The sequence below is a fragment of the Micromonospora sp. BRA006-A genome, assembly GCF_033433935.1.
In the GTDB taxonomy this organism is placed as follows: Bacteria; Actinomycetota; Actinomycetes; order Mycobacteriales; family Micromonosporaceae; genus Micromonospora; species Micromonospora aurantiaca.
The window spans coordinates 3,864,935-3,884,184 of the sequence record NZ_JANCLW010000001.1 but is presented as its reverse complement, the minus strand read 5'-3'; the positions used below and the strand labels follow the sequence as shown (position 1 = coordinate 3,884,184).

Below are 19,250 nucleotides of genomic sequence, written 5' to 3'. Positions count from 1 at the left end.
CGGCGAACGCGCGATCGCCACCCTCAAGACCTGGAAAATCCTGGTCAAGCTGCGCTGCTGCCCACGCCGAGCGACCGCGATCGTGCAGGCCATCCTCGTCCTGCACCGCGTCGAAGCCGACCGCCACGCAGGATGAAAATGGCTCACGGTCAGCCCGTACGGCAAGGAGATCCCGGTCAAGTCCAACAAGACCATCGTCGGCGTCGGGAAGAGCGGCCAGATCGTCAACGGCGGCTTCTACCTCGGCACCGGCACCAGCAACGTGATCATCCGCAACCTCACCATCCGCGACACCCGGATGACCTCCGACGATCCGGATGACAAGGACTTCGACTACGACGGCATCCAGATGGACACCGCCAACCGCATCTGGATCGACCACAACCAGATCGTCCGCATGAACGACGGCCTGATCGACAGCCGTAAGGACACCACCAACCTCACCGTGTCCTGGAACGTCATCGCCGAGGGCAACAAGGCGTTCGGCATCGGCTGGACCCCCAACGTCACCGCACGCATCACCATCCACCACAACTGGATCCACGACACCAACGTGCGCAACCCCAGCACCGACAACGTGCAGTACGCGCACCTCTACAACAACTACATGCAGAACGTCCGCGGCTACGGCAACTACTCCCGCGGCAAGACCAAGATGGTCATCGAGAACACCTACTACGACAAGGTCAAGGACCCGTACTACCGCGACGACACCGCCGAGATCCGCCAGACCGGCAGCATCTGCGTCAGCTGCACCGGCCAGCGGGAGACCGGCGGCTCCGCGTTCACCCCGTCGAGCTTCTACAGCTACAAGCTCGACCCCGCCGACCAGGTTCCGAACCTCGTCCGGACCTACGCCGGGCCCCAGGCCGCCATCGGCCAGTGAGCACGACGGCGTGGGGCGGGCAGCGGTCCACGACCGGGCCGGCCCCACGCCGCACCCCTCGACCCCACCGCGAAGACATCGAGGAACGAGACATGCAGAGATCCCTTCCGGGACGCCGGCTCGGCGTCCTGTCCACGGCCGCCGCCGCGGCGCTCGCCGTCCCGGTCGCCATCGTGGCGCTCGTCGGCCCCGCCGACGCCGCCACCCCGGTCGGCGGCGGCACCTACACCCTGGCCAACGGTTCCAGCGGCAAGTGCGTGGTGGTGACCGGCGCCGGCACCGACAACGGGGTGCGGCTCGCCTAGGTCGCCTGCGACGCCGCCGCGTCCGCGCAGCAGTTCCGGGCGGTGTCGCAGAACGGCGCGTACGGCCTGACCAACGTCAACAGCGGCAAGTGCGTCGACGTGCCCAACTACTCCAGCACCACCGGCGAACAACTCTGGCAGTGGACCTGCGGCGCCAGCACCAACCAGACCTGGACCCTCAGCCCCTCCAGCGTCGCCGACAAGTTCCTCATCCGCAGCAACTTCAACAACCTCTGCGTCTCCAACAAGGACGGCTCCACCGCCGGCAACAACCCCATCGTCCAGGAACCCTGCTCCGACGTCGCCCGCATGCAGTGGCGCTTCAACGCGATCGGCAGCACCCCCACCAACCCGCCCACCACCACCCCGCCGCCGCCGGGTGGGCCGTACGCGAACACGCCGGACGGGTTCGCCGGGGCGGCCGGCACGACCGGTGGGGCCGGGGGCACCACGGTCACCGTGACCAACCAGGCCGACCTGGAGCGCTACGCCAGCGCCAGCACGCCCTACGTCATCCGCGTCGGTGCGGCGATCACGGAGCCATTTTCATCGTGACGGCGCAGGTCACGGGCGGTGTGGGAGGCCGGTGTCCAGGTAGGACGAGGCTCCCGGTAAGACAGCAATCGACCAAGATCAGATGCCCCAACCGGGAGCCTACTGCGATGAGGCCGGCTCGACCGAGGCTGCCACGCCCCTTCGAGCCGAACGCGCGCCTGATGCCGGTAGAACGTGCGCGGGTTGACCCCGTTGTCCCGACACCACCGCTGCACATTATCGATCTTCACCCCCGCCGTGAGCAGGGCATCCAACGCGCTCATGACCAGACGCCGATTCGCCACGCCCCGCAGTCAAACCCGGCCCCGCGACACCTCCCAGCCCGCTGATCATGTGACACATGTATTGGGACTTCACCTGCGACAGAGGTCATGGGACTGAACAGCCCTCGCGGGGGCCGTTTCGTACCAAGATCTATTCGTGTCTCGTCTGGTGAGACGTCAGTCCCGGAAATGCTCGGGTGGGGGCGCCGTGGGGGTCGCCGAGAAATCGACACAGCAACATTTATGGATGTTCGGCTGGTGTCGGCGCGTTGATCGTCCTGGTCGGATGGCGGAACGGACATCGCCGTTCGACGATGACAGGAGGGACCGTGCGCACACCATCCCGTGCGTTGACGGGGACCACCGCGCTGCTGATGGCAGCCGGGCTGGTCCTGACCGCCGCTGGCGGCGGCCAGGCGGCACCCCGGGAACAGACCCGTACCCAGGCGCCACCCGACCACCTGCCGGGCGACCGGCACGACACCAAGTCCACTGACAACCGCAAGGGCCGCGTTCTCGCCGGCGACCGGCAGCGCGACCGCGCCGCCGCGCTCGGCGCCCGCGTGCGCTGGACCGACTTCGGTACGCCCGCCACGCTCACGTCGACCGGCAAGCCCCTCGCCACCGGGCTGCCCGCCGACCCGGCCGCCGCCGCGCGCGCGTACGTCGCAGCCAACCGGGACGTGCTGGGCCTGACCGCCGAGGGTGCCGCCGCGCTGGAGCTGCTGACGGTGGCGCCGATGGGGCAGGGTGCGACGGTACTGCTCCGGCAGCGCTTCGGCGATCTGCCGGCCGCCGTCGACGGCATGCTGTCCATCGGCGTACGCGACGGAGCGGTGTGGCACGTCAGCTCCTCGCTGGCCCGTGACGCCGGTACGCCGGCCCCCGCGACGATCAGCGCCGAGCAGGCCCGCAAGGCGGCCATCGCCGACGCCGGCCGTGCCGACGCGCAGGTCGTGCGTACCTCGTTGGTCGCGGTGCCCACCGCGGACCGTGGGCCGCGCGCGGCGTGGGAGGTGATCCTCGGCGCGGACACCACCGGCGCGGACCCGGCCGCCTACTCCACCTACGTGGACGCCCGCGACGGCGCGGTGCTGGTCCGCGAGGACCTGATCGACCACGACGCCGACCACGCCTCGTGGGAGGTCTTCCCGAACTCGCCGCGGGTCGACAGGTCCTCGGCCGACACCCGCAAGCGGTGGTGCGCCGTGCCGGCGCGCGGCTGCGCCGAGGTGGTGGGCGTGCCCGGGCACCCGGCGTGGGACGTGGACCCGGCCACCGGCCAGTCCACCACCACGACCAAGGGCAACAACGCGATCGCGGTGCAGAACTGGAACAGCAACGACCCGTTCAGCGTCGGCACCGAGACCGCGACGCCGCGCCCGGACCGCCGGTACGACTACCCGTGGACGAACCAGTGGCAGGAGCAGCGCTGCAACCCGGAGGTGTTCACGTCGCCGCAGGCGAACGACATCGACGCGGCGCGGGCGAACCTGTTCGCCATGCACAACCGGATGCACGACTGGACCTATCACCTCGGGTTCACCGAGGAGACCTGGAACATGCAGCAGGACAACCTCGGCCGCGGCGGGCTCGGTAACGACCCGGAGCAGGGCAACGCCCAGGCCGGCGGCATCAGCGGCGGTCCGCCCGCGTTCGCGGCCCGTAACAACGCCAACCAGATCACGCCGCCGGACGGCGTCGCGCCGACCACGAACATGTACCTGTGGCAGCCGATGGCGGGTTCGTTCTACGCGCCCTGCGTCGACGGCGACTTCGACATGTCGGTGATCGCCCACGAGTACGGCCACGCGGTCACCAACCGCATGATCGCCGGCCCGAGCGCCGGGGTCAGCTCACCGCAGGGCATGAGCGAGAGCTGGTCCGACCAGCTAGCCATGGAGTACCTGTTCGAGCACGGGTACGCCGCGCCCGGCCGGCGCGGCTTCACCATCGGTGAGTACACCACCGGGGACCCGAACGCGGGTATCCGCAACTACAACATGAGCGCCAGCCCGCTCAACTACAGCTCGGTCGACTACGACTTCGTCGGCCTCCAGGTGCACGCCTCCGGTGAGGTGTGGAGCGCCACGAACGCCGACATCCGGGCTGCCATGATGCGCCGGTGGGGCAGCGGCACCCCGGCCGTGCAGAAGGCGTGCGCCACCGGCGCCCGCGACGTGGCCGCCTGCCCGGGTAACCGGCGCTGGATTCAGCTGGTCTTCGACTCGTTCCTGCTGATGTCGGTCAGCCAGGTCAGCATGGTCGACGCCCGGGACGCGATGCTCGCCGCCGACCGGATCCGCTTCGGCGGGGCCAACCAGGACCTGCTGTGGAACGCGTTCGCCGGGCGCGGCCTCGGTGAGACCGCGGCCAGCGTCGGCCACACCGACGCCGACCCCACGCCGGGCTTCACCTCGCCGTACGCGCGGGAGGCCGCGCTGCGGTTCCTGCCGGTCGGCGAGCGCGGGCCGGTGGCGGGCGCGCAGCTGTTCGTCGGGCGCTACCAGGCCCGGGCCGTGCCGGTGGCGGACACCGACGCCGCCACCCCGCTCACCGACCGGGTCGACCTGGTGCCCGGCACGTACGAGTTCGTGGTGCGGGCGCCCGGCTACGGCCACACCCGGATCGGCCCGGTGACGGTCAAGGCGGGTCAGAACCGGACGCTGCCGGTGACGTTGCGACCCAACCTGGCCTCGGCCACCGCGGGCGCGGCGGTCACCGGTGACGGGATCAACCTGCCGCAGATCGCCGACGACGACGAGGCCACCAACTGGGCCGCGCTCGGTGCGCCGGTCGCCGGCCGGCAGGTCACCGTCGACCTGGCCGGTGGCGTCCAGCAGGTTCGCCGGGTGCAGGTGAGCGCCATGCTGCGCCCGCCGGTAGCAGGTGACGCCGACGCCGGCACCCAGAGCCGGTACTCCGCGGTGCGGCAGTTCCGGATCCTGGCGTGCACCGCGACCGGGCCGGTGACCTGCGCCGACGCGGCGGACTTCCGGCCGGTCCACACCAGCCGGCCGGACGCGTTCCCGGCCGTCGCGCCGCGTCCCCGGGCGCCCGAGCTGATCATGCGGTCGTTCGACATCCCGCGTACCACTGCCACGCACCTGCGCGTCGAGGTGCTGACCAACCAGTGCACGGGCGCCCCGGACTACGCCGGTGAGCAGGACGACGACCCGCGGGCGGCGACCGACTGCGCCACCGCCAGCCCGCAGGCGCAGAACGTGCGGATCGCCGAGTTCCAGGCGTTCACGCGCTGACACACACGGCGGGTGCGGACGGGCGACTGGGGTCGTCCGTCCGCACCCGCCACCGTGTGTTCACGCGCGGTTCGGGTCGCCGTCGCTGGATCGGGACTGTACGGCGGGCAGGATCCTCGACAGACTGAGCATCGATCGGCCATCAATGTCGATCGATGCGCTGTCGTCCAGTTCAAGGAGGATCCCTTGACCCCGTTCCGCGCCGCCGTCACCCGCGTACGCCGCGCCCTCGCCGCGTCCGCCCTGGTCACCGCCGTTGCCGCCGCCGCGCTCGTCGCACCGTCCACGGTCTCCACCCGCCTCGCCGAACCCGCCGCGGCAGCCGTCTACGGCTCCTGCACGCAGTCCCGCTGCGCCGACGCGCGCACCGCGCGATCCGGCTGGTCCGCGAAGAGCTTCCCGACCAGCCGCGGCTGGTACTCGTGGAGCGGCGGCCAGTGCAACTTCGCCGGCGGCCGGTTCTACAACTACGAGGGACAGCTGCCCACCGGCGCCACCTACCACGAGTACGACGTGTACCCGCGCGCCTGCAACGCCTCCCGGGACGCGTACCGGATCGTGGTCAACAAGAGCACCGGGGTGACCTGGTTCTCGCCCGACCACTACGCCAACTTCTACCGGCTCTGAGCAGCCTCGGCGCCGGCCGGGGGCGACCCCCGGCCGGCGCCGTCGGGAAAGGACGGATCATGGGCGCAGCGTCCCCGCAGCCGCCGGCCTGGCTCGTGTACGACGGCGCGCCGCCCGAGCCGGACGGTGTGCCGGTCTCCGGCGGGGCCAGCCGCACCCGCGCCGGGCTGCACGAGACGCTGGCCGGGTCACTGGCGCTGCCCGGCTGGTACGGCCGCAACTGGGACGCTCTCGCCGACGCGCTCGCAGACCGCCTCGACTCCGGTCCGCTGACGCTGGTCGTGACCGACGCGGCGGACCTGCTCGCCGACGAGCCGCCCGCCCAGCTCGGCACGCTGCTGGACGTGCTCGGCGCGGTCGCCGCCGGTGGCCACGAGACGCTGCGGGTGGTCCTGCGCGACGACCCGGACCGACTGCGCGCCCTGCGTGACCGCGTGGCCGCCGTGCTCGGCGGGCGGGTGGGCGCCCCGCCTCCCGCAACCGGCTGACCGGGTGCCGTATCGCCGCCACCTCCCCGAAGCGGCGACCTCGTGCGGTGAGCATGGCCGCCAGCTCGGCGAGGTGGCGGGGTCTGGTGGGTGGGGATGCGGCCACTTCGCCGTAGTGGCGGGCCGGGTGCCAGTTCGGGGTGGTGGCGGGGGTCTGGTGGGTGGGGATGCCGCCACTTCGGGGAGGTGGTGGGCTGATCGCCAGTTCGGGGAGGTGGTGGGGTTCGGTGGGGAGGGATGCCGCCACTTCGCCGTAGTGGCGGGCCGGGCGCCAGTTCGGGGTGGTGGTGAGGTCCGGTCGGTGGGGATGCAGCCAGTTCGGGGTGGTGGCGTGGGCGGTCGCCAGTTCGGGGGAGTGGCGGGGTCCGCTGGGTGAGGTTGTCGCCACTTCGCGGTGGTGGTGGGCCGGGCGCCGGTTCGGGGAAGTGGCGAAGGTGAGGGTGAGTGCGAGCCGGGTGGTGAGGGCGCGGGTCGCGTCGGCGGCCTGGGCGGGACACGCCGGACCGGGTGGGGTCAGGCGGGCTGGTCGAGGATGGCGCTGAAGCGCTCCTCGGCCAGGTCCAGCTGGGCGAGGATGTGCTGCTTGACCGGCGCCGACAGCGGCGTGTCAGGCCGGGCGACCAGGTCGCGGAAGACCGGCACCAGCGGGCGGTACTTGGTGGCGGCGCGGGTCACCTTCGGCCCGACCGTGTGGATCACGCCCACGCCGTTGTCGGTGAAGTCGGACACCTTGATCACGCGGGCCCAGGGTTCCCGTTCCAGGCTGGCCGCCACGTGCTCCCGGTACTGCTCGTCGCGGTCCCGCCCCGGGTCGTACGCCGGGTTGGTGACCGCCGCGACCAGCCGGGCGACCCGCGCGCCGAACCGGTCGGACAGCGCGTCGAGCGCCGCCGGCGTGGCGTCCGCTGCCGACTCGGGGTCGAGCCCGGCGAGTTCGGCGGGGTGGTCCTCGACCGCGTCGTGCAGCAGCCCGGCGACGATCACGTCCATGTCCCGCACCTGGTAGTGGTGCATCAGCCGGATCGCCACCCGCAGCAGGTGGTTGAGGTACGGCTCGCGTACCCGGCGGTCGTCGCGGTGCAGGTCGGCAGCCAGGTCGAGCGCCTCGGTCAGCCGGTCGCGGGCGGCCTCGTCGAACGCCTCGATCTCCAGCCGGAACCGGGCCAGCAGGCCGGGCTCACCGTGGATCTCGGTGATCGCGTGCATCGGCATGGTGGCGAGGTACGCGGGGAACTCCATGCGTCCCTTATAGCTGATCTTCGCTAGATCCGGCGTCCGCCGGGCCGCTCACGTCGCCGGTGAGACGCTTGACCAGGCGTACGCAGGTGCCCTCCGGCGTGCCGACGATGGTGGCCTCGTCCATCACCCGCGCCATGATCAGCCGTCCGCGCCCCCGGTCGCCGCTGTCGTCGCCGTCGGCCGCGCGCCAGCCGCCGCGGTCGCGTACCTCGATCTCCAGCCGGTCACCGCGCAGCTCGGCCCGCAGCGTGGTGATGCCCTCCGGGGCGAAGCGGTAGCCGTGCTCGATGGCGTTGGCGCACGCCTCGCCGGTCGCGATGAGCACGGTGTCGACGTCCCAGTCGCTGACGCCCTGGGCGTGCAGCCAGCCGCGCAACCGTTCCCGGGTGGCGGCGAGCCGGGCCGGGTCGGCCGGTAGGTCGATGGTGAGGACCGGGCCGACGTCGCCGGATGTCCCACCCGTCACGTCCGGCCCTCCGTCCCGTGCCCGTCCCCGGGCCTGGGCGCCCACTCGCGCTCTCACCGCCTGATTCTCACCCTGTTGTCCCCGGTGGCCGCCGATTCATTCCCCCGGCGGCGATGTCCGTCAACGTGATCATCTCGCATCGGCGGCGGCGTGTCAGCCGGCGGCCCGGCAGCGACGGCGACGGGGCGGGCCGGCGACCCCGAGGGGACGCCGGCCCGGGACGAGCGGTCGCGGTCACCGCGACGGCGTCGAGGTGGTGCGCGTGCGGGCTCGGGCGCAGGTCAGAGCGGCAGCCGCCCGGCGCCGGCGAAGGCGTCCACGACGACCGGGACCAGCGGGGCCGGCAGCGGCCGGGCGGCGCGCAGCGTGGGCGTCCACCCGGCGTCGCCGCCGAGGTCCGGGTCGTGGGCGGCGTTGTACGCGGCGCGCAGGTCCACCGGCCGGGGCAGGCGGTCACCCTGCCGGACCCAGCTGCCCCGCTCGGTGAGCGCGGTGCCGCCCCAGTCGTAGAGCAGGTCGGCGGGGGCGGTGTCGCCGGTGAGCGTGAAGAAGTTGTTCTCCGCGTACAGCGCGGACCGCACGCCGACGCCGAGGGCGTACGCGAAGCCGGGCCCGCCGAGCCGGTAGTGGTTCTCGTGCACGTCGACCTGGCCGAACCGCACCCGGGGCAGCCGTTGCAGCGTGCCGTCGAACAGGTTGTGCCGCACGGTGACGTTGAGCCGGCCCACGTCCGGGCCGACGGTGTTCGACGAGCCGATCAGCATCACCTTGTCCCGGCCGGTGAACCGGTTCCACGACACGGTGACCAGGCTGGCGGTGTGCGTGACGTCCACCGAGCCGTCGTGCACCTGGTAGGGGCGACCGAAGTGGACGGGCTGCGCGCTGTCCGGGTTGTCGCCGTCGGTGAACGTGTTGTGGTCGATCCAGACGTGCTCGCTGCGCCGCACCGAGATCTGGTCGTACTGGGAGTTCCAGTTGCCGGTGTCGCCGTCGGTGGGGGACCAGGCGGGGAAGCAGTCCCGGGCGTCGGCGAACTCGATGTTACGCACGATCACGTTGTCCACCCGGTCGATCATCAGCGTCAGGCCGGTGAGCCGGGCGCCGCGCAGCCCGACGATGGTGGTGTTGGAGCCGACGTTGATCTGCGTCTGCCGGGTCTGCTCGGCCACCGACCGCACCCGGGCGGCCTCCAACGGTCCGCTCGGGTTGACCCGGCCCCAGGTCGCCGGGTCGTACGCGGCCAGGTAGGCGGGCAGCGAGTACTCCGGGTCGGCCAGGTCGGCACAGTCCAGCGGCGTGCCGTCCGGGCCTTCGAAACCGTCGACTGTCCCGGCCACGTACACGATCTTGGGGGTGGCGTCGGCGGCGTTCGTCGCGTTGTCGCCGCCCAGCGCGGCGATCAGCTCGGTGCGGGTACGCACGACGCGTACCCGGTCCGGCGCGGCGGCCGAACCGCCGGTGGTGCCGGTGCCCGCGGCGGCCCAGCCGTCGTTCGCGGCGAGGGTCTGGCGGCCGATCAGCTCGGCGGCCCGGGACGGCTCACCGGGTGCGGCCGGCGCGGGCGCGGCGGTGGTGAGGACGAGTGCGGCGGTCAGCGCCGCGACGACTGCGGTTCGGGTACGCATGACTCGTTCCGTTCTCCTGGAGGGACATTCACTGCACTGGCAGGTCCACCACATGGGGCTTGACCGCCCACGGCACGCCCGCCTCCGACGGCAGCGCACCGGTCTCCACGGCGGCCCGCAGCACCGCGCCGACGCCCCGCACCATCCGCACCCGCTGCGGGCCGTCGCCCGCCTCGCGCACCAGGTCCCCGTCGAGCAGCGTCGGAACGGGTGCGTCCCGCAGCGCGTCCAGCACCGCGGTGAACGGCTCGGTACGCGCCAGCGGCGCGATCAGCGGCGTGCCGTCCGCGCGGTGGTCGAGCAGGTTCGCCAGCAGTCCTCGGCGGCCGGGCACCGGGCGCGGCGCGTCGTCGCCGGGTAGCCGCAGCCGGTCGGTCGGGTACTCCAGCAGCGCCCGTCCACGCTCGCCGGTGACGAGCACCTCCCCGGGGACGTGTTCCTCGGCGGCGAGGGTGAGCGCGGCCAGCACCGGCGGCCCGGCGTGCGGGGTCAGCCGCAGCACGGTGGTGTCGTCCACGTCGATCGGGTGGACCCGGTAGCGCTCCGCCTCGATCCGGGCCGGCCGCACGGGCGCGCCGGTGACCGATTCGGCGACGGCGAGGCACTGCATGAGCGCGTGCGCGAGCGGGTTGGCGAGCGCGCCGTCCAGCGCCGGGCTGCCGTCGACGGTTCGCCGTCCGGCCCAGGGGGAGCGGGCGTAGTAGGCGTCCGGACGTTGCCAGGCGGCGAGCGTGGCGATGCCGGTGACCGGGCCGAGCCGCCCGAGCGCGCCGGTCAGTTCGGTCAGCGCGGGCGAGCCGAGCGCCTGGAAGTTGACCTGCACGGCCCGGCCGGCGGCGGCCGCGGCGTCGGCGAGCGTCAGGTGTCCGGCGAGGTCGAGCACCGGCGGTTTCTCCAGCAGCAGGTCAGCCCCGGCGGCGAGCACGTCGAGCGCGATCGGCAGGTGGGTGTGCGGCGGCGTGCAGACCACCACCACGTCCGGGCGGCACGCGGCGAGCATCGTCCGGTGGTCGGTGAGGACGGTCGCCTCCGGTGGGACCGGCGCGTCCGGTTCGGCCTCCAGCGGCCGCACGTCGACCAGCGCGACGAGGCGCGCCCGCCCGGCCGCGTGCAGCCCGGCGATGGTGCGGCGGTGCCAGCGGCCGTGCCCGTTCGCCCCGATCAGCGCCACCCGCGGCGACCCGCCGGCGCTCACCGGCGACCCCCGCCCGGTCGCCGCCCGCCGGGCGTCCCCGGCCCGCCGCCGGTCACCGGGCGTCCGCCAGCGTGGCCCGGACGCCGTGGCGTTCCAGCGCGGTGAGCCAGCCGGTCACGTCGGCGCGGAACTCCTCGTCGGCGGCCAGGCCGGCGGGGAACACCTCGCGCAGCGCGAAGACCGCGTCCACCACCCCGGCCGGGGTGTGCGCTCCGGCCGCGAGGGCGGCGCGCAGCCGGTCGGCGAGCGGGTCGTCCAGCGGCAGTGGCCGGCCGTCGTCGGCGTACCCGAGCAGGAACCGCAGCCAGGCGGCCACCACGAGCGCGCTCCACCGCGCCGACCGGCCGGCGGCCCGCAGGTCGGCGACGGTCTGCAGCACCCGCTGCGGCAGCTTCTGCGAGCCGTCCATGGCGACCTGCGTCGTCCGGTACCGGATCGCCGGGTTGCCGAACCGGGCGAGCACCTGCTCGCCGTAGTCGGCCACGTCGGCGCCGGGCGGAGGGGTGAAGCTCGGCGCGATCTCCTCGGCTAGCAGCCGCCGCAGCACCGCGTCCAGGTGCGGCAGCGTCAGCGCCTCGGCCACCGTCTCCGCACCGGCCAGCGCCCCCAGGTACGCGGTGGCGGAGTGCACGCCGTTGAGTGCCCGCAGTTTCAGCCGCTCCCACGGGCCGGCGTCGCCGGTGAGGATCGCGCCGGAGCGTTCCCAGGCCGGGCGGCCGCCCGGGAAGTCGTCCTCGATCACCCACTGTGACCACGGTTCGGCGGCGACCGCCGCGAGGTCGGTCACGCCCAGCGCCCGCCGGGCGGTGTCCCGGGTCTCGTCGGTGCTGGCCGGCACGATCCGGTCCACCATGGTGCCGGGGCAGGTCACCGCCGTGAGCACCCGTTCGGCTGTCGCGTCCGGTACCCGGGCCAGCGCGAGGCACTGCTCGACCAGCCCGCGCAGCCGCCGCCCGTTGGCGGGCAGGTTGTCGCAGCTCACCAGCGCGATCGGCCCGGCGTCGGCGGCGGCGCGGGCGAGCAGCCCGCGGACCAGCAGACCCGGCACGGTACGCGGGGGACGGCCGGTGGTCAGGTCGGCGGTCAGGTCCGCGTCCACTGTGAGCGCGGCGGTCACCGGATCCAGCCGGTACGCCTTCTCGGTCACCGTCAGCGTGACCACCCGGATCGCCGGGTCGGCGAGCAGGCCGGCCACCGCGTCCGGGTCGCTCGCGGCGTGCCGTACCCCGGCGAGCGCGCCGACCAATCGGGTGGCAGCGGCGTCGGGGGCGAGCGTGGTGACGCTGAACAGGCAGTCCTGCGCGGCGAGGGCGTCGACCACGTCGGTGCTGCGTGGCGCGACGCCGATGATGCCCCAGTCGCCGCCGGCCGCGCCGACCGCCGCCTCGGTGTGCACGGCCTGGTGGGCGCGGTGGAACGCGCCGACGCCGAGGTGGACGATGCCGGCCGGCACGGTGCCGGGGCGCAGCAGCGGCCGGGACTCCGGCGGCAGGTGGCGCAGCGTGGCCAGGCCGAGCCGGTCGGGAGTCAGCGCCATGCCGGGCCGTCCGGGAAGCGGAACCGCGCGATCGACTCCGGGCGCATGGTGGAGCTGTAGCCGGGCGCGGTGGGCAGCAGGTAGCGCCCGCCGCGGGTGCGGACCGGGTCGGTGAAGTGCTCGTGCAGGTGGTCGACGTACTCGACCATGCGACCGTCCAGGCTGGTGCCGACCCGCAGGTGGTCGAAGATCGCGAGGTGCTGCACGTACTCGCACAGGCCGACGCCGCCGGCGTGCGGGCACACCGGCACGCCGAACTTCGCCGCCAGCAGCAGTTCGGCGAGCACCTCGTCCACGCCGCCGACCCGGCAGGCGTCGATCTGCATCACGCCGATCGCCTCGGCCTGGAGCAACTGTTTGAAGATCACCTTGTTGGCGGCGACCTCGCCGGTGGCGACCCGGCAGCGCCCGCCGGTCAGCTCGGTGACCGCGCGGGCGATCCGGGCGTGCCCGAGCACGTCGTCGGCGTGGGTGGGCTCCTCGATCCAGTACGGGTCGGCCTCGGCGAGCACGCCCATCGCGGCGATCGCCTCGTCCACGTCCCACACCTGGTTGGCGTCCATCATGAGCAGCGCGTCCGGGCCGATCTCGGCCCGGATGATCCGGGCCCGCCGCAGGTCGTCCTCGATCCGCCCGCCGACCTTCATCTTCATCGCGCGCCACCCCTGCGCGTACGCGTCGCGGGTCAGCGCGCGCACCTGCTCGTCCGGGTAGCCGAGCCAGCCGACCGACGTGGTGTACGAGGGGAACCCGTCGCATTCCAGCCCGGAGAGCCGGTCGGCCAGGCCGTCGCGTCCCTTGTCCAGGATGGCCGCCGCCTCGTCGGGGGTGAGCGCGTCGGTGATGTGGTGGAAGTCGATCGTCGCGACCAGTTCGTCGGTGGGCGCCTCGGCGAGGAACCGCCACATCGGCTTGCCGGCGAGCTTGGCGCGCAGGTCCCACACCGCGTTGACGAGCGCGCCGGTGGCCATGTGGATCACGCCCTTCTCCGGGCCGAGCCAGCGCAGTTGCACGTCGGCGGCCAGGGAGCGCCAGAACGCCACGGGTTCGGCGGCGATCTCGGCGACGGTGCGTCCGCGCACGTGGTGGGCGAGCGCGCGGACGGCCGCGCAGGTGATCTCGTTGCCCCGGCCGTTGGTGAACGTGAACCCGGTGCCGGTCGGTCCGCCGTCGGTGGTCAGCTCCACGTACGTGGCCGAGTAGTCGCCCCTGTTTATCGCGTCCGAGCCGTCGCCGCTGGCGGCGGTGGGGAAGCGCACGTCGTGCACCTCGACGTCGACGATCGTGGTCATGCGGGCCCGCCTCCGAACTTGAAGACCTGCTTCGGCAGCCGGTACGCCAGGTCGACGATGGTCTCGGCGGCCTCGTCCTCGCCGAGGCGGTGCTCGGCGACGAGGCGGGCGAGGAAGCCGGCGTCGACCCGGCGGGCCACGTCGTGGCGTACCGGGATGGAACAGAACGCGCGGGTGTCGTCGACGAACCCGGCGGTGTTGTAGAAGCCGGCGGTCTCGGTGACCGCCTCCCGGAACCGGCGCAGCACCTCCGGGGAATCCAGGAACCACCACGGCGCGCCGAGGCGCAGCGCCGCGTAGCCACCCGCGAGCGGGGCGAGTTCCCGGGTGAACGTGTCCTCGTCGAGCGTGTAGAGCACCACCGTCAGCCGTGGGTCGTTGCCGTGCGCGTCGAGCAGCGGCGCGAGGGCGTGCACGTACTCGGTGGCCTGCGGCACGTCGCCGCCCACGTCGCGGCCGTGCCGGGCGTGCAGCCAGCGGTTGTGGTTGCGCACCGCGCCCGGGTGCAGCTGCATGACCAGGCCGTCGTCGAGCGACATCCGGGCGAACTCGAGCAGCATGTGCGCCCGGAACGCCTCGGCGTCGCCCGTGTCGGCCAGGCCGCGCCGGCCCTTGTCGTACAGCGCCGCGGCCTGCGCCGGTCCGAGATCGAGGGTACGGGCGGTCGGGTGCCCGTGGTCGGACGAGGTGGCTCCGGCGGCGGCGAACGCCTCCCGCCGTGCCCGCAGCGCGGCCAGGTAACCGGTGTACGTGCCGGTGTCCTCGCCGGAGACCTCGGCGAGCCGGTCCACGTTCGCGGCCCAGTCGCCGAACTCCATGTCCACCACGTCGTCGGGGCGGAACGTGGTGACCACCCGGCCGCCGGGCCCGCCCCAGCCGTCGGCGGCGAGCTTGGCGTGCCGGCCCAGGTCGTCCAGCGGCGACTCGGTGGTGGCGAGCACCTCGATGCCGAAGCGTTCGAACAGCGCCCGGGGACGGAACCCCGGTTCGGCCAGGCGTGCGGCGAGCGCGTCGTAGACGGTGTCGGCGGTGGCCGGGCTCAGCGGCGTGTCGACGCCGAAGACGTGCCGGAACGTCTGCTCCAGCCAGAGCCGCGACGGGGTGCCGCGGAACAGGTGCCAGTGCGCGGCGAAGCGCCGCCAGATGGTCCGCCCGTCGGTCTCCACCGGGCTGCCGTCGACGCTCGGCACGCCCAGGTCGGCCGGGGGTACGCCCTGGCTGAGCAGCATCCGGGTCAGGTAGTGGTCGGGCACGATGAGCAGCCGGGCCGGGTCGGGGAACGGCTGGTCCTCGGCCAGCAGCCCGGGGTCGACGTGCCCGTGCGGGGAGATGAGCGGCTGCTCGGCGGCGAGCGCGTACAGCTCGCGGGCCAGGGCGCGCAGCCCGGGCTCGGCGGGCAGCAGCAGGTCGCCGCGGGGGATGATCGGCACAGCGAGGGCTCCTCGGTCAGGGCAGGGTGAGCAGGTCGGCGACCCGGACGGGCGCGCCGGTCTCCAGCGAGCGGTTGGCGGCCAGGCCGGTGAGCAGCGCCAGCGCGCCGTCGCGGGCGGTGGCGGCCCGGCCGAGCGGGTCGGGTTCGCCGCCGAGCAGCACCCGGGTCATCCGGGCGTCAGCGCCGCCGTGCCCGCGCCGGGTCCAGCCCTCGACCGGGATCTCCTGCGGCGGCGCCCAGAACGGGCGCAGCGTGAGCCGGGCCGCGCCCTGCTCGACGGCGGCCTCGTCGCCGTGCAGCGCCGCGCCCTTCAGCGCTCCGGCGACGGACGGGCTGACGTGGTCGCTCTCGGTCACCTCCAGTTCGAGGCGGCCCCGGCTGCCGTTGACCATCACCCGGTAGCCCTCCCAGGGGGCGTACGCGGTCAGGTGGTAGGTCATCGTGGCGCCGGTGTCGTAGCGGGCCAGCACCGCGAGGTCGTCCTCGATGGTCACGCCGGGGGCGAAGACGTTGCGGTCGCGGTGGTAACCGTCCTCGGCCTCGGCGTCGAGGTACAGCTCGCGCAGCCTCGGGTGGTCGGCCAGGCGCAGCGCGAACGGGTCGCCGTCGGCGGCGGGGGAGCCGTGTGCCCGGTCGTAGTCGCGGGCGTAGCCGTGCCGGCGGCCGTCCGCGCCGTAGAAGAACAGCCGGCCGTACGCGTGCACCTCGACCGGGCAGGCGTCCAGCCACCAGTTGACCAGGTCGAAGTGGTGGCCGGACTTGTGCACGAGCAGGCCGCCGGAGACGGATTTGTCGCGGTGCCAGCGGCGGAAGTAGTCGGCGCCGTGGCGTACGTCGAGCAGCCACTCGAAGTGCACCGACCCGATCTCGCCGACCGCGCCGTCGGCGAGCAGCCGCCGGAACTGTTCGTGCAGCGGGTTGTAGCGGTAGTTGAACGCGACTGTGACGCGCCGGCCGGTCTCGGCGACCGCGTCGAGGATGCGGCGGCACCGGTCCGCGTCGACGGTCATGGGTTTCTCCACGACCACGTCGCAGCCGGCCCGCAGCGCCGCCGTCACGTACTCGTCGTGGGTGGCGTCGACGCTGGTCACCAGCACCACGTCGACCCGCTCCTTCGCGAGCATGGCGGTGACGTCGGCGGCGGCGTACGTGGGCACCGGCGGGTGGCCCAGCTCGGCCAGCCAGCGGTTGTGGGCGTCCATCCGGGTGTTATTGACGTCGGCGAGCGCTACCAGCTCGGCGGTGTCGGCGTGGTCGAGCGCGAGGGCACGGACGAACATCTCGGCGCGTGCCCCGGCACCCACCAGGGCGTGGCGGACCCGTTCCCGGGCCGGTGGTGACATGACGTCGGCCTCCCCGCCAGTCGGCTGCAAAGGTTTGCAGCCGAAGAAACCATGACTGTGGATACGCCGTCAACGGTTGCCGCCCAACCCGCCCTATCCGTCCGTATTGATGGGCATTCATGCACGTGGCGGGAACGCCGGCGCAATCGAGCCGCAACAATGGACCGTTGACACGGGCGCAACCGTTTGCATTAATGGGCGGCACCCGTGACGCCCACCACATCGGACGAGGGAGCCCGCCGTGCCAGCCACCATCCGGGACGTCGCCCGCGCCTCCGGTGTGCACATCTCCACCGTGTCCCGGACGTTCTCGGCCCCGCACCTGGTCAACCCGGAGACCCGGGTCCGGGTGCTGGCCTGCGCGGAGGACCTCGGCTACCGGCCCAACCGGGCCGCCCGGGCCCTCATCACCGGCCGTACGCACAACATCGGCCTGATCGTGGCCGACATCGCCAACCCGTTCTTCCCGCCGCTGATCAAGGCGGCGGAGGGGCAGGCGCGGCACCGCGACTACCACGTGTTCGTGGCCGACACCAACGAGGACCCGGTCGCCGAGGAGGACCTGGTCCACGCCCTGGCCAAGCAGGTCGACGGCGTGCTGCTGTGCAGCCCCCGGATGAGCAACAGCCTCATCGAGCAGGTCAGCCGCGAGGTTCCGGTGGTGGTGATAAACCGCCAGGTCGCCGGCCTGCCCTGCGTGATGATGGACGTCGGGCAGGGCGCCCGGGCCGCGATCGAGCACCTGCTCGGGCTCGGCCACCGCCGGATCGCGCTGCTCGGCGGCCCGCGCGGCTCCTGGACCGCCCGGGAGATGCGCCGCGCCGCTACCGCCGCCGCCCGGGGCGGGGGAGCGGAACTGACAGTCCTCGGACCCAACCAGCCCACCGAGACCGGCGGCGGCGCGCTCGCCGAACAGGTACGCCGCAGCGGCGTCACCGCCGTGCTCGCCTACAACGACCTGATGGCGATCGGCCTGATCGAAGGGCTGGACGCGATCGGGGCGCGGGTGCCGCACGACGTCAGCGTCGTCGGCGTCGACGACATCGCGCTGAGCCGGCTCACCCGCCCCAAGTTGACGACGGTGGCCACGCCGACTGCGGCCGCCGGCCGGACGGCCGTCGACATGCTGCTGCAACTCGACTCCGACGCGCCGCGTGGCGCCCGGGGCCGGGGCGCGGCGGCCGGCGACCGTCGCACCACCGCACAGGTAATGCTCCAGACCGAACTGGTCGTCCGCGACTCGACCGGGCCCGTCCCCGCGCCCGGCCGGGACGGCACCGGAGCCTGAGCAGGTGGCCCGGGCCCGCACAGCACTGCGGACCCGGGCGGCCCGTGGACGGCCGCCGGTGACGTCGTCGCCTCCCACAGCCGAGGAGTGAGCGCAGATGCACCCCGCAACGTCCCCCACCGCCGGCGCACCCGCCGGACGGGATCACCGTACCCCCCTGACCCGACGCCGACTCGTGCGCGGCCTGGCCGCCGTCGCGCTCGCCGTGCCCCTCGCCCTGGGCGCGGCGGGCTGTGGCGACGACGACGCCGGCGGCGACGGCGGCCCGGTCAAACTCTCCGTCTTCTGGTGGGGCGGTGAGGCCCGGGCGAAGCTCACCGAGGACGCCCTGGCCCTCTACACCAAGAAGCACCCCGAGGTGACGTTCGAGAAGACCTGGCAGGCCAACCAGGGCTACTTCGACAAGCTCGCCACGCTGACCGCCGGCGGCAACCCGCCGGACCTGTTCCAGATCGACGACAACTACCTGGCCGAGTACGCCGGCCGCAGCACCACGCTCGACCTGAGCAGCTACCGCGACTCCGGCGAGCTCGACGTGTCGAAGTTCCCCAAGAGCCTGCTGGAGTACGGCGTGGTCGACGGCAAGCTCGCCGGGGTGGCCGCCGGGGAGAACACCCAGGGCCTGGTCTACAACAAGACGCTGCTCACCAGGAACGGGCTGCCCGAGCCGACCACCGGGATGAGCTGGGAGGAGCACATCGCCTGGGCCGAGCAGGTGGCGAAGAAGACGAAGGTGCCCGGCACCCAGGACCCGAGCGCCGACTACAAGGCGCTCTGGGTGTGGCTGCGCCAGCAGGGCAAGGACCTGTACAAGGGCAAGGAGCTCGGCTTCACCGCCGAGGACGTGACGAAGTGGTTCGAGCTGTGGAAGGGCGCGCGGGACCGGGGCGCCACCCCGACGCCGGACGTCATCCACGAGGGCAACTCCAGCGACATCACCAAGCAGCTCGTGGTCACCGGCAAGTCGGCCACCTCCTGGGTCTGGGTCAACCAGATGCCGGACCTGAAGAAGAACACCAAGGACGAGCTGGGCGTGGTCGCGTACCCGGGTGACCCGAGCGCCCAGTGGGCGCGCGCCTCGATGTACTGGTCGGTGTTCAAGGGCAGCAAGCACAAGGACGTCGCCGTCGATGTGATCAACTTCCTGAACAACGACCCGGAGGCGGTGGCGCTGCTCGGCACCGACCGCGGTCTGCCGTCGAACATGGATCTACGGGCCAAGGTCAGCGAGACCGCCACCGACCCGGCCATGAAGCAGTCCATCCAGGTCGAGTCCGACCTGGCGCAGAAGTTCGGCGCCTCGCCCCAGGTTCCGATCAAGGGGCACAGCAAGGTCAAGTCCGAGCTGGTCAAGGCCGCCGAGAACGCCCAGTACGGCCGCGCCACCCCGGCCCAGGCGGCGGAGCAGTTCGTCGCCGCCTGCAAGTCCGCGATCGCCTGACCCCACGA

The 19,250-nt window shown here is 73.1% G+C and carries 15 protein-coding genes and 2 pseudogenes; 9 read left to right on the top strand and 8 right to left on the bottom strand.

The window, feature by feature from the left end:
* From NMK34_RS17710 to NMK34_RS17680, 7 genes and pseudogenes are all read left to right on the top strand, one after another.
* Positions 1–136, top strand: a pseudogene (locus NMK34_RS17710) (IS5/IS1182 family transposase); the annotation flags it as partial.
* A gap of 33 nt (positions 137–169) precedes the next feature.
* Entirely contained in the window at positions 170–886 is a 717-nt protein-coding gene (locus tag NMK34_RS17705) for a polysaccharide lyase family 1 protein (RefSeq protein WP_318336369.1), read from the top strand.
* Positions 887–978: 92 nt separating this feature from the next.
* Complete coding sequence (locus NMK34_RS17700; RefSeq protein WP_318334350.1) at positions 979–1,191, top strand: hypothetical protein; 213 nt, start codon at positions 979–981, stop codon at positions 1,189–1,191.
* A gap of 36 nt (positions 1,192–1,227) precedes the next feature.
* Positions 1,228–1,746, top strand: a pseudogene (locus tag NMK34_RS17695) (RICIN domain-containing protein); the annotation flags it as partial.
* 613 nt (positions 1,747–2,359) lie between these two features.
* Positions 2,360–5,269 (top strand): M36 family metallopeptidase, encoded by a 2,910-nt coding sequence (locus NMK34_RS17690; RefSeq protein ID WP_318334349.1) that lies wholly within the window; start codon positions 2,360–2,362, stop codon positions 5,267–5,269.
* Positions 5,270–5,455: 186 nt separating this feature from the next.
* On the top strand, positions 5,456–5,896 hold the full coding sequence (locus NMK34_RS17685; protein WP_318334348.1) for a ribonuclease domain-containing protein: 441 nt from the start codon (positions 5,456–5,458) through the stop codon (positions 5,894–5,896).
* A gap of 59 nt (positions 5,897–5,955) precedes the next feature.
* Positions 5,956–6,384, top strand: coding sequence for a barstar family protein (locus NMK34_RS17680; RefSeq protein ID WP_013476519.1), 429 nt, complete (start codon positions 5,956–5,958; stop codon positions 6,382–6,384).
* 513 nt (positions 6,385–6,897) lie between these two features.
* Here NMK34_RS17680 and NMK34_RS17675 read toward each other — a convergent pair.
* From NMK34_RS17675 to NMK34_RS17640, 8 genes are all read right to left on the bottom strand, one after another.
* On the bottom strand, positions 6,898–7,623 hold the full coding sequence (locus NMK34_RS17675) for an HD domain-containing protein (protein ID WP_318334347.1): 726 nt from the start codon (positions 7,621–7,623) through the stop codon (positions 6,898–6,900).
* A 7-nt stretch (positions 7,624–7,630) separates the two neighbouring features.
* Positions 7,631–8,089 carry an ATP-binding protein gene (locus NMK34_RS17670; protein WP_318334346.1) on the bottom strand — a complete coding sequence of 153 codons (459 nt, stop codon included), beginning with the start codon at positions 8,087–8,089 and terminating at the stop codon, positions 7,631–7,633.
* Between the two features lie 281 nt (positions 8,090–8,370).
* On the bottom strand, positions 8,371–9,714 hold the full coding sequence (locus tag NMK34_RS17665) for a pectate lyase (protein WP_318334345.1): 1,344 nt from the start codon (positions 9,712–9,714) through the stop codon (positions 8,371–8,373).
* 28 nt (positions 9,715–9,742) lie between these two features.
* Entirely contained in the window at positions 9,743–10,909 is a 1,167-nt protein-coding gene (locus NMK34_RS17660) for a Gfo/Idh/MocA family protein (RefSeq protein ID WP_318334344.1), read from the bottom strand.
* Between the two features lie 52 nt (positions 10,910–10,961).
* On the bottom strand, positions 10,962–12,446 hold the full coding sequence (locus NMK34_RS17655) for a mannitol dehydrogenase family protein (protein ID WP_318334343.1): 1,485 nt from the start codon (positions 12,444–12,446) through the stop codon (positions 10,962–10,964).
* A complete protein-coding gene (locus NMK34_RS17650; RefSeq protein ID WP_318334342.1) occupies positions 12,437–13,738 on the bottom strand; it encodes an enolase C-terminal domain-like protein in 1,302 nt (433 codons plus the stop codon). The genes NMK34_RS17655 and NMK34_RS17650 overlap by 10 nt, the downstream gene beginning before the upstream one ends.
* Complete coding sequence (gene uxaC / locus NMK34_RS17645) at positions 13,735–15,168, bottom strand: glucuronate isomerase (protein ID WP_318334341.1); 1,434 nt, start codon at positions 15,166–15,168, stop codon at positions 13,735–13,737. Before uxaC ends, NMK34_RS17650 begins: the two co-directional genes overlap by 4 nt.
* 16 nt (positions 15,169–15,184) lie before the next feature.
* On the bottom strand, positions 15,185–16,513 hold the full coding sequence (locus NMK34_RS17640) for a Gfo/Idh/MocA family oxidoreductase (RefSeq protein ID WP_318334340.1): 1,329 nt from the start codon (positions 16,511–16,513) through the stop codon (positions 15,185–15,187).
* A gap of 241 nt (positions 16,514–16,754) precedes the next feature.
* Here NMK34_RS17640 and NMK34_RS17635 point away from each other — a divergent pair, with 241 nt between their 5' ends.
* Both NMK34_RS17635 and NMK34_RS17630 read left to right on the top strand, forming a co-directional pair.
* Entirely contained in the window at positions 16,755–17,801 is a 1,047-nt protein-coding gene (locus tag NMK34_RS17635; RefSeq protein WP_318334339.1) for a LacI family DNA-binding transcriptional regulator, read from the top strand.
* A gap of 97 nt (positions 17,802–17,898) precedes the next feature.
* Complete coding sequence (locus NMK34_RS17630) at positions 17,899–19,242, top strand: ABC transporter substrate-binding protein (protein ID WP_318334338.1); 1,344 nt, start codon at positions 17,899–17,901, stop codon at positions 19,240–19,242.
* Positions 19,243–19,250: the final 8 nt, after the last annotated feature.